This is a genomic window from Shewanella sp. YLB-07 (assembly GCF_009377275.1).
This window is the reverse complement of the sequence record NZ_VOQB01000003.1, coordinates 86,355-103,843: the sequence shown is the minus strand read 5'-3', so window position 1 is coordinate 103,843 and position 17,489 is coordinate 86,355. Positions and strand designations below refer to the sequence as shown.

Here is a 17,489-nt window from a genome sequence, read left to right as displayed (position 1 = left end):
GCTTACCTGTTGCTCAAGTTAAACTATGGTTCGCTAAATCTTTGGCTCCGTCGTTATATGCTGCGCATATCTAAGTGTAGCAATGCCTCCAGCACACTGCCGCCGATGGCACGGGCTTTATCGGATACGCTCAGGTGATCGGCTTTATCTCCCCTTGGGTCGATATCACCAATCTTAAGACCTTGGTGAACCTCTAGCCCCTCATTAAGCAGGCCCCTGACCTTGCCGGACATGGGCGCTATGACGGGGGTGTCGTTCACTTGGGCGATAAGCTCGCCCTCTTTGACTATGTCGCCCAAGCTGACATGGCAGCGCATGGTGCCGGCTTCGGGGGCTCTTAATACCCTTTGGTGGGTGTAACCGCCGATGTTGCCGGGAATACCGGTATTAGGGGCTGTTTCACCTTGATATATGATGCGGCCTAAATGATGGCCACGATTAGTTTCGATAACGGCATCGCAGTCCACCCCAGCCATAAAGCCTGGACCGAGTGCTACTGTGTGTGGCGCCAGTGCTTTTGTGGTGCCTAAATTGCGCTTAGCCAGAATGGCATCGACCACAAAATTTGGCTGTAACTTGGCGGCAGTTTTACACTCTTCATCGACCAATACAGGGATCATACCCTTATCGATGAGCTTAAAGATCGAATTATAAGAGTTGGCCTTTTGGGCGGTGATCCCCTCGACTGTGGCTGTGTCATCGAATAGGCACTGGGCAAAGGAGACGGAGCGACGGATAACCTCAGGTTTAGCAATATCTGTCATCACGACTTTAAAGCCGACATTGTGCAGACGTATGGCAACCCCGGTGGCGATATCACCGGCGCCGCGGATCAGTACTAAACGTTTGCGGTTGATGCGGGGATCGTCTTTCATCAGGCCACCGGCGGCACCATTTTTGACCTTCAATATCTCGCCCATGATGCTGACGGCGAGCTCTTCCGGCGTCTCAGCCCCTATGCTAAAGCCGATAGGAGAGTAGACGGCTTGGACTCGCTCATCACTTATGCCAATATTTTTCAGGTGACTAAACAGGGTCTGTAACTTACGTTTACTGGCTAACAGGCCGATATATTTGGTTTCTTGTTTGATAATTTTAGTGATCGCGTCTTTATCTTCATGGTTTGAGGCGATAACCAGATAAGTTTGATCTGTGATAGTGAGCTTATCGATGGCCTGTTCCATGGTTTCAGCAAAGACCTGCTTGCAGCCTCGTGGGAAGTTCTCCTCGGCTAAGCTGTCGGCATAGGTATCGACGACAGTAATGTCGAAACCTAAGACATGGGCGGCCTGAGCCACGGCTTGGTTGACGTGGCCCGCACCGATAAGAATTAAGGGGGCTTTTAATCCAAATACATCGATATGTATCGACATAGTGCCGCCACAATCCATGTCCATGGAATCGGGGCCGGTGCGGGTCATACGGCCTTTTACCACTCTGGGATCTCTTTGCTGGATAGCCTCGATGGCTTGTTCGATAACATAGCGCTCAATCATGCCGCCACCTATGGTACCTAGTGTGGTGCCGTCGGCTTTAATTATCATTTGTCCTTGATGTCTGGGAGCCGAGCCTGATGTTTCGAGGATATTAGCCAGGGCGAAAGGGATATTGAGTTCTTCTAATTCAGCAGCATGAGCAAAAATATTCATAAATTTGACCTTGTACGAAAGGAGGCGGCTAATTCATCCGTCCTCGTCACTCATAGTGATTGACCTTTTAGTCATCACCTCTTTTATGGGTATAGATGCTTGCATGTTCGCTAAGCAGATGACGTCGAGCTGCATCTCCTGCCTGAGTAGAGCCATTGCGAGTGCTTTCACTGCTATATAGTTAGGTGAAAGTTCGACCTTATTAATGATCCAGACTCGCTTTGCTCTGTTGGGAGCGTGTTTAAACATGCCGTCTTCGTGGGCTATTAGCCTACCCAAAACCTGTTGATCCAGAATCTCGCCAGTCTTGCATTGGGTGATATGTTGAAAATCAGTCCAACGATGGATCTGTCTAGGATCGATTTTCTGGTTAATCACTTCGCAACCGGTGACCGCAATCACAGTATCAACAGAGGAAGGAATGCAAGGCTCATGCCCAGAAGGGGCTTTAATCGGTAAGTGTTTTGCGCCGTCGGCTTCTATGATGATTAGATCGAATAATGCCGCGGATTTTAGCTTATCCAACATGGCGAACGATATGCCGGTAACTTTGTTTTTTTCTTTGTTTTCAGGGTGTTCAATAATGTCTTGATAGCAGAAGCAGATGTTTGCTGTCGGCCATGATGAAGGAGTATAGTGCCTTGTCTGTGAAGGCGCTGACTCGGTCGTATCGCCGCAGCCGGGAGAGACTGTTGTAAAAATAAACGCTCGAGGGGCTGCTTGGCTAGCTGAGCTATCATGGCTATCAATTTGATAGCTTAAATTCTCAGCGTCTATGATAGTATCGAACTGGTCCGATTTGGGCAGGTACATCTTAGTGGTTGTGGTGATTAAGACCGTTAATCCTCGGGCTTTAGCCTGGCGGGCAAGCACAAAGGCTGTGGTGCTTTTACCGCCGCCGCCGACGAGGGCCAGCAGTTGGGTCGATGCATGATCTTGATTATAAATAGCGTCGAATAACATCATAAACTTATCCAGGAGAATACCAGCATGCCATTGATTCCAGAGCCTGTTTACCAGAACATCGATTGCGTGATGCCTGCCGCGGGTTTGTCATCGCGTATGGGTGACTGGAAGATGATGCTAGCATATCGCCATCATACAATTCTTGATCAAAGTATTGAAAATGCGTTGAGTTTTTGCTCTCGAGTCATCTTAGTTGCAGGCCATAGGGGTCAGGAACTGCTTGAGCGATATCGTGATCGCCCTAATGTCTTGGTGGTGATCAATGAGCAGTTTACCCAAGGCATGTTTACCTCTATTCAGGTTGGAGTGGCTCAGGTTAACAGTGAGTACTTCTTTATCGCTCACGGTGATATGCCCAATATAGGCGCAGATGTGTTTCGCGCTATGTGGCAACTAAGAGGCGAATCTAGCCTGTTTCCGGGAGATACTGAACATAGTGGTCATCCTGTGTTGCTGCCTTCCTCCTTAGCTTTGGCAATCATAGCGGCGCCGGCTGGCAGTAAAATGAAGTCCATCCTCAACAGGAAAACCGTGACTTATATGGGGCTGACTACGCCTGTGATCCATCAGGATGTCGATACCCCAGAGGCTTATCAAGCCTTGATAAATGCCCTATAACGTTTAAATAAATGCTCTGATGTGATCCTTACCCTAGATGATTTTCTCGATGACTTATCAGGCCTTGATAAATGTCCTATGACGTTAAAATAAATGCTCTGATGTGACCCTGATCTTAAATAACTTATCAAATTGATAGAGAAGATCACTCGGTGGAGATCATCTCCTATCTCGCTGAGCTACAAAGCTCTGTTTCTGCTTGTTTTATCACCTCGTTAGCTTGCCATCTCAGATGAAAATACAATATTTGCTGCTCAATCTTGACCAAGATCACGATTTTTTTTGCTTGTTTGTAAAAAATGTCACCTTGGCGTGGTAGTTGCTCCTGTCTGCTTAACAAAGGTCATTCCTAACTTAAGAGTCCTTATCATTGCTTGATGAAATGTAGCGGCTTTGTAGATAACAACAGCACAGAAATCAGGAGATTTACCATGGGAGACATCATGCGTCCCGTCCCGTTTGACGAACTACTTCATCGTATGTTCAGTGAGTTCAAACAGAGTCAATCGATATTCGGGATCCCAGCCAAGCAGTTTTATCGTAAAAATGATGCTAATAAGCTCGCGGTTTGGGGTGAGAATTGCCAAACACCCGTAGGTCCAGCAGCGGGTCCTCATACCCAGCTAGCGCAGAACATTATCTGTTCATGGTTAGCCGGCGGTCGTTTTATGGAGCTCAAAACGGTTCAAAAACTCGATACCTTAGAGATTGCTAAGCCGTGTATTGATGCGGAAGATGAGTGCTTCAATACCGAGTGGTCAAGCGAATTTACCTTGCCTAAGGCGTATGATGAGTATGTTAAAGCTTGGGTTGCACTTTATCTGTTAGAAGAGGTGTTCCAGCCTCTTGTTGACGGTGAAGAGAAGTCATTTGTATTTAATATGAGTGTTGGCTACGATCTGGACGGCATTAAGACTGCGCCTATGCAGGCCTTTATCGATAATATGATCGACTCCAGCAAGCACCCCTTGTTTGTGCAGCATATTGAGCAGCTCAAGTGTTTCGTTGCAGCTGGTGATTTCGAGCAGAAATATGGGGTTAAAGTTGCGGCGAATCGAATCGACGGCCTGCTTAACGCTATTTCTCCACAGATCTCTAAGGGCGTCACCCTTTCAACCATGCATGGTTGCCCGCCAGCTGAGATTGAAGCCATCTGTCAGTACATGCTTGAAGAGAAGAAGCTAAACACCTTCGTTAAACTCAATCCAACCTTATTAGGTTTTAAGCGTGTACGCTCAATCTTAGATAATGCAGGTTTTACCCATGTGGTACTGAGCGAAGAGTCGTTTAGTCATGATCTACAGATCGATGGGGCTAAAGCCATGCTGCATCGTTTGGTCGACCTCGGTAAAACGCTCAATATTGGCTTTGGCGTTAAGTTGACTAACACCTTAGGCACGATCAACAAGAAAGGCCGTCTACCCGATAAAGAGATGTATATGTCGGGTCGCGCCTTGTTCCCCCTCTCTATCAATGTGGCGCTCGAACTCTCTAATGAGTTCGATGGTGAATTGCCGATCTCCTATTCTGGCGGTGCGAGCAAGTTCAACATTAAAGAGATCTTCGAAGCGGGTATCCGCCCCATCACTATGGCGACAGACTTACTTAAGCCTGGTGGATACATGCGCCTAACCGATTGCGTGAACGAGCTCGCCAATAGCAGCGAGTGGGGCATGACTAAGGTCAATATCCCTAAGTTAGCTGAGCTGGCGAAGAAGTCACTGACGGTCGACTACACCCAAAAAGAGTGGCGTGGCCCCGAAGATATCACAGTCAATAAGGCACTGCCTTTAACTGACTGCTCGGTTGCACCTTGTGTTACCGCCTGTCCTATCAGCCAAGATATTCCAGAATATTTACGCTTAATGGGCGAGAAAAAGTATGCCGAGGCCCTCGAGGTTATCTACTCACGTAATGCGCTGCCTGCTATCACGGGTCAGATCTGTGACCATCAATGTCAGTACAACTGTACTCGTCGTGACTATGAAGGCGCGTTAAATATTCGTGAGATGAAGAAGATCGCCCTGGAGAAAGGTTGGGATGAATATAAGGCGAAGTGGCATCAGCCGAGTCTTACGGATAAGGCGCCTGCCGCCGTATTGGGCGCGGGTCCAGCGGGTCTGTCAGCGGCTTACTTCTTAGCGCGCGCGGGTCACCCTGTGACTATTTTTGAAAAAGAAGCCAATGCCGGTGGTGTGGTCAAGAACATCATTCCTCACTTTCGAATTCCAGCCGCAGCGATTGAGCACGATATCGAGTTTGTCACTAACCATGGCGTGAACATAGAGTATGGCTGTAAGACAGATTTAACCGTCGATGCACTGCGCGCTAGTGGCTTCAAGTATATCTGTGTAGGCATAGGCGCCGACAAAGGCAACCCAATGTCACTCGAAGGTGGCAACACTCACGTATTCAAGTCACTTGAATTCTTGGCCCAGTACAATAATGGCTTCTTCGATAGCCGTGATAACAAGCTAGGTAAGCATGTGGCCGTGGTTGGCGCGGGTAACACGGCAATGGACAGTGCTCGCGCGGCACTGAAAGTGGATGGCGTTGAGCAAGTCACGGTACTTTACCGTCGTACTGTCGCTGAGATGCCGGCCTATAAAGATGAGTATGATGAAGCGTTAGCCGCTGGCGTGCAGTTCATGTTTCTCACCAACCCAGAGTCATTAAGCCAAGATGGCAAGCTTGTCGCTCGCGTGATGGAGCTAGGTGAGAAAGATGCTAAGGGACGCCGCCGCCCAGTGGCGACCGATAGGACTATTGAGCTCAATGTCGATGCCTTAATCACCGCCGTCGGTGAGCAGAGTAACTGCGATGTGCTTAGCAAAATCGGTATCCCTATGGGTCAAGATGGCTGGCCAATCGTCTCTGCCGATACCGGCGAGACAGGCCTCGAGAATGTTTACCTTATAGGTGATGCGAACACGGGTCCTTCATCTATCGTATCGGCTATCTCAGGTGGTCGCAAAGCGGCTTCATCAATTCTTGCTAAAGAGTCTGTTACTGAGTGTCAGTATAGCGTTATCTCAGATCTTGATGTGGAAGAGCTCTACCAGCGTAAAGCCGAGATCCAAGTTAAGCTGGTTAACTCCGACGATCAGGACGCCTTCATTGAGCAAGAAGCCAAGCGCTGTCTGGAGTGTTCATATGTCTGCTCTAAGTGTGTGGATGTCTGTCCTAATCGCGCCAATATCTCACTGGCAGTCCCGGGCTTTAAAGATAAATTCCAGGTACTGCATATCGATGCCTACTGTAACGAGTGTGGTAACTGTGCTCAGTTCTGTCCGTGGAACGGCCGTCCTTACCATGACAAGTTGACCATCTTCAACTCGTTAGCAGACATGAACGCCAGTCACAATAGCGGCTTCCTCGTCGGAGACGAACGTCTTACGGTTCGCGCCAATGAAGAGATCTACACCTGTGAGCTAAATAATGGCAAGTATTTTACGCTACCTGACAGCTTAAGTGATATTTCACGCATCATCAAATTCGTGGTTACCGAGCATGATTACTTACTTGGTCAACTAGGTGAATAAGGAATAGTCTTATGATTTTATTACAAAATGCAACAGCTGTTCAATTTGAGCCATGTTTCGTTAAAGAGGGTGTCGATATCCTTATTGATGGCACTACGATTAAAGAGGTGGGATCAAACCTGCGCAGTAAATATCCGCAAGCAGAAGTGACGGATATGAAAGGTAAACTCGTTATGCCTGGGATAGTGTGCTCCCATAATCACTTCTATTCTGGCCTGGCGAGAGGGGTGATGGCTGATATTAAGCCTAGCCCCGACTTTATCTCCATCCTGAAGAACCTTTGGTGGCGTCTGGATCTGGCCCTCGATGAGGAAGCAGTCTACTACAGTGGCCTAATCTGTTCCCTTGAAGCGATTAAGAATGGTTGCTCGAGTGTGATCGATCACCACGCATCGCCTAACTATATCGCGGGCTCACTTAAGACCTTACGTAGCGGTTTCATTAAGGCGGGTCTACGTGGCATGACCTGTTATGAAACCACAGATAGAAACGCTGGCATGAAAGAGATGCAAGCCGGCGTCGAGGAAAATATCGCCTTCGCTCAACTGATCGATGCGGCTAAGAAGAAGGGCGATGAACCTTATCTGGTTGAGGCCCATATCGGTGCCCATGCACCGTTTACAGTGACCAATGAAGGTTTGTCTATGATGGCCGAAGCCGTCAAGGTCACAGGTCGTGGTATCCATGTTCATGTCGCCGAAGACCGCTATGATGTGGCCCACAGTCATCATCATTATGGCCAAGACATAGTTGAGCGTTTGGATAGCTTCGGTTTGATCAATGATAAGACCTTACTGGCTCACGGCCTGTTCTTATCGGATAGAGATATTGAGATTTTGAACGCTCGTGGCGGCTTCCTGGCGCACAATGCACGCTCGAACATGAACAACAATGTGGGTTACAACCATCAGCTGGCTAAGTTCGATAATGTCGTGCTAGGCACTGACGGTATCGGCGCCGATATGTTTGAAGAGCTTAAGTTCTCATTCTTCAAGCACAGGGACAGCGGCGGGCCACTGTGGCCCGACAGCTTCCTGCGTAACCTATGGCTGGGTAACGATATCTTAGCCAAGAATTTCGGTGCTAAGTTCGGCCGACTCGAAGCGGGTAATAAGGCTGATCTCACTATCTTAGATTACATGAGTCCTACACCTTTATTGGCAGATAACTTACCCGGTCATATCGCCTTCGGTATCAATGCCGGTAACGTTAACTCTGTGATGGTTGAGGGACGCTTCGTCTACCAAGATCGCCAGTTCCCATTCGATGTTGCGCCAATCTACGCTGAGGCAAGAAAAGTAGCTCAACGCATCTGGACCAATATGGATAAGCTCAGTTAACCATTAAGCGTTTGAAATAGGGAAGAAGTATTGCTCACAGAGGCATAGAGCCTCTCGATATTAAGAGCCGGTACTTTTTCCCTTTTTCATTATTGTGTTTCATTTGGTATCGCCCCATGGATGCACACATTAGCAATACGTATCTGGTGCAATACCACAAATACAGCTAAGAAGAGAAACGTTATGAAAAGGGATAAAACGCAATTCAAATGGCAAGAAGCTACAGGAGATGCGAAGTTTATTGCCGACCGTCATTTCGATAATCTTTTGGAAGGGCGCTTGTTTCGCTCTTCATGCCCAAGAGGTAAGATCGAAAGTATTAGGTTACCGGACTTACCCGAAGGCTATTTTGTCTTTGGCGCTAAAGACGTGCCTGGGCGCAACGTGCTGCAGATGGTGGAGGCGGATTGGCCCGTTTTCGCCGATGATGAAGTGCGTTATCTAGGTCAAATTATCTTACTTGTGGTGGGACCCGAGATTAAGGTTCTCGAGCAGATCTTAGACAAAATACACGTAGAGTATCAGCCGCTCACCCCTGCCTTCACCCTCCCGGATTCGCAAAAACTCACTGATGGTGCCATCCATGGCCAGGACAATAAATTTGATAGCCACAGGATCAATAAAGGTGATGTAAACAGGGGTTTTGCTCAGGCTGAGCATATTTTTGAAGAGATGCTGTCTACCAGCTATCAGGAGCATATGTATCTGGAGCCACAAGGCATGGTCGGCTATCCACTGGATGGCAAGATTGTTATCGAAGGCTCGATGCAGTGCCCCTGGTATGTTCATCATTGTATCTCAGTGGTGCTGGGTCACAATAAGGTACGAGCGATTCAGGCCACCACAGGCGGTGGTTTCGGTGGCAAAGAGGACTATCCCGATGTGCTTGCCGGTGCCTTATGTGTCGCGGTTGAGCGTGTGGGTCAGCCCATAAGACTCGTCCTGCCCCGTAGTGAAGATATTGCCTTCACCTCGAAGCGCCACCCTATCGATTTTCATTACCGCACCGGAGTCGATAAACAGGGCAAGATAGTCGCCATGGAAGTGAAGGTGGATATAAACTCGGGGGCTTACCTGAGTCTATCAGGCATAGTGCTACAGAGGGCGATCACCAGTTGTATCAATGTCTACGAGATTGACAATGTGCGAGTCGATGCCACGGCCTGGGCGACAAACACCTCACCTAACGGTGCCTTTAGAGGCTTTGGTTCCCCTCAAACGTGCTTCGGCATAGAGACCCACCTTAGTCATGTTGCCAAGCAACTTGGCTTGGAGCCGGCGGACTTTAAACATGATCATCTGTTAAACACAGACTCGACGACGCTAACCGGGGCTAGCATCTTCGGTGACTTAGTGCTCGAGCAGATGTATGAGCAGATCTGTGAGGCCAGTGATTACCATGAGAAGGCCAAAGCCTACCGCCAGCAGTCAAAGAACGGTGACCTGTTAACAGGGATCGGCTTGGCGATGTTTCAGCATGGCTGTGGTTTCGCCGGGGATCTCGAAGATACCTTAGTCAAGGCCAAAGTGCGTCTGGTGAAGGGGGCCGATAATGAGGTTGAGATCCAGGTCTCTAACACAGATTTAGGCCAGGGACTCAGCCTGACCTTTTGTCAAATTGTCGCCGATGCGCTGAAAGTGCCATTAACCTCAGTCAGACTCGCGAGAGCCGATACCGGTGTGGTGCCTGATTCCGGACCCACAGTCGCATCGCGTTCAATCGTCATCGTGGGCTACCTTATCGAGGTCGCCGCAAAGAAATTGGCCAGTATCTGGATAAATGGTACCGAGCAATGCGTCGAAGAAGATTATAAAAAGCCCAGTTACCATAAATGGGATCAAGAAAAGTTTGAGGGAAATGCCTATCAGGTGACCAGCTATGGCATGAATATCGTTGAGATCGAGTTGGACCCAGCCACGGGGGAAACTGAGATCACCGGCCTGTGGGCCATCTACGATGTGGGCCATGCGATAGATGAAATGGTATTTAAGGGCCAGATAGACGGTGGTCTGGTACAGGCGCTGGGCTATGGCAGTTTAGAGCGGATGACCTTAGACAGTGAGGGTAAATTCCAACAAACCACCATGGCCGATTATGTGATACCTACGTCGATGGATGTGCCCGCGATCAGCAGCGCATTAGTCGATAATCCTTACAAATATGGGCCTAAGGGCGCTAAAGGGGGAGGCGAGTTGACCCATAATGGCGGCGCTGCGGCTTATTGTGCCGCGGTTGAGAGTGCTATCGGCCTGCCTATTTCATCGATCCCTATTACGCCAGAGGTGGTGTGTGATCTCCTCTATGGGGCGAAGAAGCTATGCCTCAGCAATATAACGGTTACAAGGGGCAAGACTCAAGGAGTAGCGCGATGAAGATTTGTTTCAAGCTTAATGGCCAGGCAGTCAAGGTGGATGTCGATCCACTGCAGCCTCTACTGCATACCTTAAGAGAACGACTAGGGATGACCTCGGCGAAGCAGGGCTGCGGTGAAGGTGAGTGTGGTTCATGTTCGATCATCATGGATAACCAGCTGGTCAATACCTGTTTAATCCCCACCATCCAAGCGAAAGGAACGGCCTTGGTGACCTTAGAAGGCTTAAGGGATACGCCGAAGGGGCTGTGCGTTATCGATGCTCTGCTAGAGGCAAAGGGCGTACAGTGCGGCTTCTGTTCGCCAGCCATGGTATTAGCCCTCTATCACCTGCTGGATAATCGTGTCTGTGCGAGTATTACGCCAACGGATAAGCAGATAAGGGAAGCGTTAGCCGGCAATCTGTGTCGCTGTACCGGTTACGCCATGATAGTCGAAGCGGGTAAAATTGCGGCCAGAAAGGGAGAAGGTCTATGGTAAATATCTATCGTCCGACTAAGTTAGAGCAAGCGCTTGAGTTGAATGCAATATACTGCGCTACGCTATTTGCTGGTGGCACAGATCTTATGGTGCAGGGAATGGCTCACTATGGTGACAGCGATAATGCTGTGGTGTTTCTCGATGATATTGCCGAGATCAAGGGGATTGAGCTCGATAATAAAACCAGTGAGCCTAGGCTAGTGATAGGGGCTGGGGTGACATTATACGAGTTGATTGCTCACGAGTCTGTTCCCTTCATGATTAAAGATGCGGCTAGGCGAATCGCAGCGCCGGCCCTGCGTAACCGGGCTACCTTAGTGGGTAATATCTGCAATGCATCGCCCGCGGCTGACATGTTGCCCGCCCTGTATCTGCTCGATGCGCGTATCGAGCTCGGCAGTCCCGGCGGTAAAAGGGAGTTAGCTATAGAGGAGTTTATCTCGGGTCCCGGTCAGACGCAGAGGTTAGCCGATGAGATAGTGACTAAGGTAAGCCTGACTCTGCCAATGTTTGATGACTATTTATATCATAAGGTCGGGACCCGCAAAGCCAATGCGCTCACTAAGTTGTCGATATTAGCCGGGGTGCGAATAGAATCGGGCATTATCCAGGATTGGCGACTGACATTCGGCGCCATAGGGCCAACAGTGGTCCGAAATGTCGAGTTTGAGCAGGGCTTGATTGGGCAGAGTGCGGACGTATTACAACAAGCGGAAACCATCGACAAGATCGTCGATTTTTATAGCCAGAAGATAGCCCCTATCGATGATCACCGTTCAACCGCCGAGTATCGCCGATGTGCGGCACTCAACCTCTTGCGACGATGGCTGGAAAATATAGGGTAAATCATAGGTCAATGAGTGTATATCACTATACTCATTGACCTAAAAGGGGTACAATTCTCCTCCGATTTCATCGTCGGAAAAGGACACTGCAAGAATGAGTAACCCCTTATATAATAAACATATAATCTCTATCTCCGATCTCTCACGTTCTGAATTAGAACTTATTGTTTCTACCGCCAATAAACTGAAAAAAAAACCTAATCCTGAACTATTGAAAAACAGTGTCATCGCCAGCTGTTTCTTTGAAGCCTCGACGCGAACTCGCCTGTCTTTCGAGACCGCGGTTCATCGACTAGGGGGCAGCATTATCGGGTTCCCCGATAGTGGTAATACTTCCTTAGGCAAAAAAGGTGAAACTTTGGCCGATTCGGTAAAGGTGATCTCCTCCTACTGCGACGCGTTTTTTATGCGCCACAATCAAGAAGGCGCTGCCCGTCTTGCCAGTGAGTTCTCTTCGGTTCCGGTGATCAATGGCGGCGATGGTTCGAATCAGCATCCGACTCAAACCTTACTCGACCTGTTCAGTATCTATGAGACCCAAGGCACCTTAGATAAGCTGCAGGTGGCCTTCGTGGGTGATCTGAAATATGGTCGTACTGTGCATTCTCTGACCCAGGCATTATCTCTGTTTGATTGTGAGTTCCACTTCATTGCCCCCTCTGCACTGTCGATGCCCGATTACATTATCGATGAGCTTAATGCCAAAGGGTGTAAATTTACCCTGCATGACACCTTAGACGGCGTGGTCGATAACTTAGATATCTTGTATATGACTCGGGTGCAGAAGGAACGCTTCGATGAAACTGAATATCAGCATTTGAAATCCAGTTTTATCTTGAGCGCTAAGATGTTGGAGGGAGTGAAAGACAATCTTAAGGTATTACACCCATTGCCCAGGGTGGATGAGATCACCACAGATGTAGACTACACCCCTTATGCTTATTACTTTCAGCAGGCTGAAAATGGCGTCTATGCTCGCCAAGCGCTGCTCGCCTTAGTGCTGACCAACGAATATGGAGATGAGTAATGAAGAAGCATTTAAAAGTCGAAGCCATTGAAAATGGAACCGTTATCGACCATATCGCACCCGGGCAAGGGATTAAAATCCTGAAGTTTTTTGAACTCTCCAAGGGGCAACAGCGTCTCACCATAGGTTTCAACTTGCCGACCAGTAGCGGCGACTTTAAAGATCTGATCAAGATTGAGCATACGGTATTCGATCAAAATCAGGCCAACCAGTTAGCCCTGTTTGCACCTGAGGCGACCATCAATGTGATCGAAAATTTTGACGTGGTAGACAAGTTTAAAGTGGCTATCCCCGAGCGTATCTCTGGGGTGTTGACCTGTCCTAATAGCAACTGTATCAGCCATAATGAACCCGTCGACAGTCGCTTCAATATTAAGCAAGAGCGCATCGGGGTTAAGCTGAAGTGTCATTACTGTGAGAAATCATTTATTTCCGGAGTGTTCCGCGAGTTTCATTAGTCGCACCAGAGTTTTACTGTGGCCAAACTTATCCAGCTTGGGCTATCACTATCAAAGTGATAGCCCTTATTATTATTTTGATAGCCCTTGATATTAATCGTCCGCTTCCGTCCCATCTCCCCCCTTTATTTCGTGCTTTATCAGGCTAATTTCTCCTGCTGAGAGTTGAATCTAGGTCGCTATGCTGCCGTATAGCGTCAAGAGTCTCATCGACGGCGGCATAAACTTGACCCGAATCACAAAAAAAAACAATAACCAAGTCAATCCTGATTCTGGCGTAAATGTTGCCACTAGTTAGCTCAATTGCATCACTTATTTTTAAATCATTTAACACTGGTTGAAAAATAGGCTTATTTGAGAAGGAAAGTACTATGATTGAACGCTTTTTAAAGCCGAGCAGCGCGGACCAAGCTCTGAATTTAATGAAGGAGCACGCAGCCAATGCTACTTGGTTTGCTGGTGGCTCAAAACTCAATGCCAGACCGAGTCTGACTAAAAAAACTGTCGCGATTTCTCTGAATAACTTAGCCCTGGAAACCATTGAATTGCGCGGCAACTCCCTGTATATCGATGCCATGTGTCGGGTTCAGTCTGTGCTGGAAAATGAGTTAACTCCTTATGGTCTAAAGCAGGCTGCAAAATTCATTTATTCAAAACATCTACGTAATCAAGCCACTATTGGCGGAGAGATCGCCGCCTTTCAAGAAGAAGCCTTATTGTTGCCTGTCTTGATAGCCCTTAAGGCGCGCATCGTGACGGCCGACGTTGGAGAGATGGGGATCGAAGATTATCTGGAAAGTGCCAGCCGTGGCTTGATCCTTCAAGTCGTGATCCCGGATGTCAACTTGGTTTGTCTGGCCTACAACATGACTCGCTCAGCGGCGGGCCTCTCTATTATCAATGTGGCCGTATCTTTAGACCAGGCTGGTGACAGCGTGATCGCCATCGATGGTGTCTCACCACGCAGAGCTGGTTACAGCATTCCTGTTCGATTAAGAGACGTCGAAGCACAAAAGTTAACTGATGAACAACTTGAAAAAGCGGTGGCAAACTCAGTATTTCCAGAGGCTGATATTCGCGGCAGCGTCGATTATAAACAATATATTTCAGGCATCTTAGTGACTGATTTACTTGCCGAATGCCAACGTCTAGTAAAGGAGGCTTAGTGATGAGTATTAACCTAACAATAAATGATCGCCAGCAAGAACTTGCTTGTCGTCTTGGTGATAATGTCCAAACCTTACTGAACAAGGCAGGTTTTCGCTCCGTACGTAACAGTGATGACGGTTTTGGTTTTGCAGGTTCCGACGTGATATTAGTCGATGGCCGTCTACTGAACGCTTCCTTGTTGATCGCGGCTCAGCTTGAGGGCGCCGAAATCTATACGGCCGAATCATTAGGTAAATGGAACCAGCTGAACCATGTCCAGCAAGCGATGATCGACGTGGGTGTGGTGCAATCGGGATATAACGATCCCGCCATGGCTCTGATCTTAACTGAGCTGTTAAAGCATAACCCGAATCCAAATCGTGACGAGATAGACGATGCTTTGACCGGCATATTTAGCCGTGATGCCGGCTACCAGCAATATTATGAAGTGATCGAGTTAGCAGTAAATCGCCTGAAAGACCCAGAGCATTATAAGCAGTACGCGCCAGAGTTCAGAGACGATCTCACCTTTATCGGTAAGAACACCCCTAAGCTAGACTCGGCCAAAATGGTGCAGGCGAAACCTTGTTATGTAGAAGATAGGATCCCTAAAGATGCTTGCGTGATAAAGATGCTCCGCAGTCCACATGCCCATGCCTGGCTCACTCACTTAGATGTCACTAAAGCCGAAGCTTTGGAGGGGGTGGTGACTGTCATCACCTATAAGAATTGTCCGGATATTCCTTACACCCCAGGTGGTCAGAGTGCCCCAGAGCCTTCGCCATTAGATAGACGCATGTTTTGTCAAAAACTACGTCATGTGGGTGATAGGGTCGCCGCCGTGGTGGCTGAATCCGTTGAGATAGCCGAGCAGGCCCTGGAGCTGATTGAGGTTAAATATGACGTCCTCAAGCCCGTTATCAGCATAGATGACGCCCGCGCCGCCGATGCGCCCATTATCCACAATGGTCCCATAGAGTATGTTGTTGGCGCTCCCGATGACTTGGCTGAACAAAATGAAAATGCCGATATCAGAGACGGTAAGGTGATCCTTAACTTCCCCATTGGCTGTTTTCCGCGGAAAAATATAGCGGCGAGTATTCGTGGCCATATCGGTGATATCAACAAAGGTTTTAGCGAGGCCGATCATGTCATAGAGCGTACCTATGAGTCTAAGCAGGTACAGCAGCTACCGACGGAAACTCACATCTGTTATAGCTATATGGATGGCGATCGTCTGGTGATGCACGACTCGACTCAGGTGCCTTGGCATGTGCGTCGTCAGGTGGCTAAAATTATCGGTGTTAAGCAGAACAAGGTGCATATCGTCAAGGAGCGTGTCGGCGGTGGTTTTGGCTCTAAGCAAGATATCTTGCTGCAAGATGTCTGTGGTTGGGCGACTTGGATCACTGGCAGAGGCGTGTATTTTCACTACACACGTGAAGAGGAGTTTATCGCTAACTCTACCCGTCACGTGGCTAAGGTGCATGTAAAAATTGGTGCCAAGAAAGACGGTACTTTGACCGCGATCGATATGGATTTTCTGGCTAACACAGGTCCTTACGGTAACCACGCCCTGACGGTGCCTTGTAATGGTCCAGCCTTGTCATTGCCACTATACCCGTGTGATAACGTCGATTTTCGTGTGACGACTTACTACTCCAATATCTGCCCGACAGGTGCTTATCAGGGTTATGGTGCGCCTAAGGGTAACTTCGCCTTAACCATGGCGATGGCTGAGATGGCCGAAGTTCTGGGTATTGATCATCTGGATATGGTCGAGATCAACCGAGTTCGTGAGGGTCAGGAACTTAAGATCTTGGCGGCTATCGGTGAAGGTAAGATGCCGGCAACGGCGCCAAGAGCCTTAAGTTGTGCCCTAGAGCCAATTCTTAAGCAGGGACGTGAGCTGATTAACTGGGATGGTGACAAGCAAGCGGATGGTGATTGGCGAATTGGTCGCGGAGTGGCGATTATTCAACAAAAATCGGGCATTCCAGATATCGATCAGGCTAACTGTTCGATTAAGATGGCATCCGATGGCACCTTTATCGTTCACTCCGGTGGTGCCGATATCGGTACCGGACTCGATACCGTGGTGGCTAAACTCACCGCCGAGGTGCTGCGCTGCCCCATCGATGAGATCACCATACACTCAGGTGATACCGATCATGCTCCATTCGATAAGGGCGCTTACGCCTCTTCGGGTACCTGTTTCTCTGGCAATGCCGCCAAAATTGCTGCCGAAGCCATGCGCACTAAGATCTTAACCTGTGGCGCCGAGATGTTGGATGAGTCCGTCGAAGATGTGATTCTCGCTGCGCCCGGGGTGGTGAAAGGTAAGCAAGGTGAAGTCAGCTATTTCGATATTGCCCATCGCGCCGAGAGCGGCACAGGTTGGGGGCAGTTATTGGCTAGCGGTTGTTACACCACCTCACTGTTCGCCTTCCCCTATGGTGCCAACTTTACCGAAGTGGCGGTCAATGTCCGCACCGGTGAAATCAAGCTGGAGAAGTTCCACGCCTTGCTTGACTGCGGTACTCCAATCAATCCAAACCTTGCCCTGGGCCAGATCTATGGTGCCAGTTTACGTGCAATCGGTCACAGCTTAACCGAAGAGCTTATCTACGATGAAAATGGCATCCCGCTAACCCGCGACCTTAAGAGTTATGGTGCGCCTATGATTGGCGATATTCCTAAGGAATTTAAGGCGGTACTGGTTCCGAGTGACGACAAAGTGGGTCCTTACGGGGCCAAGTCTATCTCTGAAATCGGGGTCAACGGAGCTGCGCCCGCTATCGCATCGGCAATTCATGACGCCTGTGGCGTGTGGATCCGCGACTGGCATTTCACTCCTGAAAAAGTCCTCGAAGGACTAAACAAGCTATAAATCCCCAGAGAAAAGTGAAGAACGTGCGCGACATTTGTCGCGCTCGATCTCAATTTTACACCTTAATTGTTCCTGTTTGATCTGAAGTTTACTTAAAAACCCACCAAGTTTGTTGATGTCTTAGCGCATGACTTACCACCAAGTTTAGATAAG

Annotated in this window: 12 protein-coding genes; 10 read left to right on the top strand and 2 right to left on the bottom strand. The window is 48.6% G+C overall.

Annotation, left to right across the window (positions count from 1 at the left end; translation table 11 throughout):
- Positions 1 to 53: 53 nt before the first annotated feature.
- Both yqeB and yqeC read right to left on the bottom strand, forming a co-directional pair.
- Positions 54 to 1,649, bottom strand: a complete 1,596-nt coding sequence (gene yqeB / locus FS373_RS07265; protein ID WP_144045655.1) for a selenium-dependent molybdenum cofactor biosynthesis protein YqeB — start codon at positions 1,647 to 1,649, stop codon at positions 54 to 56.
- Positions 1,650 to 1,682: 33 nt separating this feature from the next.
- Entirely contained in the window at positions 1,683 to 2,615 is a 933-nt protein-coding gene (yqeC, locus tag FS373_RS07260) for a selenium cofactor biosynthesis protein YqeC (protein WP_152829179.1), read from the bottom strand.
- Positions 2,616 to 2,639: 24 nt separating this feature from the next.
- Between yqeC and FS373_RS07255 the strand changes: the two genes are divergently transcribed.
- The 10 genes from FS373_RS07255 to FS373_RS07210 all read left to right on the top strand — a co-directional run bounded on the left by FS373_RS07255 (position 2,640) and on the right by FS373_RS07210 (position 17,336).
- Positions 2,640 to 3,233: an NTP transferase domain-containing protein gene (locus FS373_RS07255; RefSeq protein WP_144045657.1), complete on the top strand. Its 594-nt coding sequence runs from the start codon at positions 2,640 to 2,642 to the stop codon at positions 3,231 to 3,233.
- A 431-nt stretch (positions 3,234 to 3,664) separates the two neighbouring features.
- Positions 3,665 to 6,775, top strand: coding sequence for a putative selenate reductase subunit YgfK (gene ygfK, locus FS373_RS07250; RefSeq protein ID WP_152829177.1), 3,111 nt, complete (start codon positions 3,665 to 3,667; stop codon positions 6,773 to 6,775).
- Positions 6,776 to 6,786: 11 nt separating this feature from the next.
- The gene (ssnA, locus tag FS373_RS07245; RefSeq protein ID WP_152829175.1) at positions 6,787 to 8,115 is read left to right on the top strand and encodes a putative aminohydrolase SsnA; all 1,329 of its coding nucleotides are present in this window, start codon (positions 6,787 to 6,789) and stop codon (positions 8,113 to 8,115) included.
- 183 nt (positions 8,116 to 8,298) lie between these two features.
- Entirely contained in the window at positions 8,299 to 10,488 is a 2,190-nt protein-coding gene (locus FS373_RS07240) for a xanthine dehydrogenase family protein molybdopterin-binding subunit (RefSeq protein WP_152829173.1), read from the top strand.
- Positions 10,485 to 10,967 carry a (2Fe-2S)-binding protein gene (locus FS373_RS07235; protein WP_144045660.1) on the top strand — a complete coding sequence of 161 codons (483 nt, stop codon included), beginning with the start codon at positions 10,485 to 10,487 and terminating at the stop codon, positions 10,965 to 10,967. Before FS373_RS07240 ends, FS373_RS07235 begins: the two co-directional genes overlap by 4 nt.
- A complete protein-coding gene (locus FS373_RS07230) occupies positions 10,961 to 11,812 on the top strand; it encodes an FAD binding domain-containing protein (protein WP_144045661.1) in 852 nt (283 codons plus the stop codon). Before FS373_RS07235 ends, FS373_RS07230 begins: the two co-directional genes overlap by 7 nt.
- 94 nt (positions 11,813 to 11,906) lie before the next feature.
- Positions 11,907 to 12,839, top strand: coding sequence for an aspartate carbamoyltransferase (gene pyrB, locus FS373_RS07225; protein WP_144045662.1), 933 nt, complete (start codon positions 11,907 to 11,909; stop codon positions 12,837 to 12,839).
- Positions 12,839 to 13,297 (top strand): aspartate carbamoyltransferase regulatory subunit, encoded by a 459-nt coding sequence (pyrI, locus tag FS373_RS07220; RefSeq protein ID WP_144045663.1) that lies wholly within the window; start codon positions 12,839 to 12,841, stop codon positions 13,295 to 13,297. Before pyrB ends, pyrI begins: the two co-directional genes overlap by 1 nt.
- A gap of 371 nt (positions 13,298 to 13,668) precedes the next feature.
- Entirely contained in the window at positions 13,669 to 14,463 is a 795-nt protein-coding gene (ygfM, locus tag FS373_RS07215) for a molybdopterin-dependent oxidoreductase FAD-binding subunit (protein ID WP_152829171.1), read from the top strand.
- Between the two features lie 2 nt (positions 14,464 to 14,465).
- The gene (locus FS373_RS07210) at positions 14,466 to 17,336 is read left to right on the top strand and encodes a molybdopterin-dependent oxidoreductase Mo/Fe-S-binding subunit (protein WP_152829170.1); all 2,871 of its coding nucleotides are present in this window, start codon (positions 14,466 to 14,468) and stop codon (positions 17,334 to 17,336) included.
- Positions 17,337 to 17,489 lie beyond the last annotated feature (153 nt).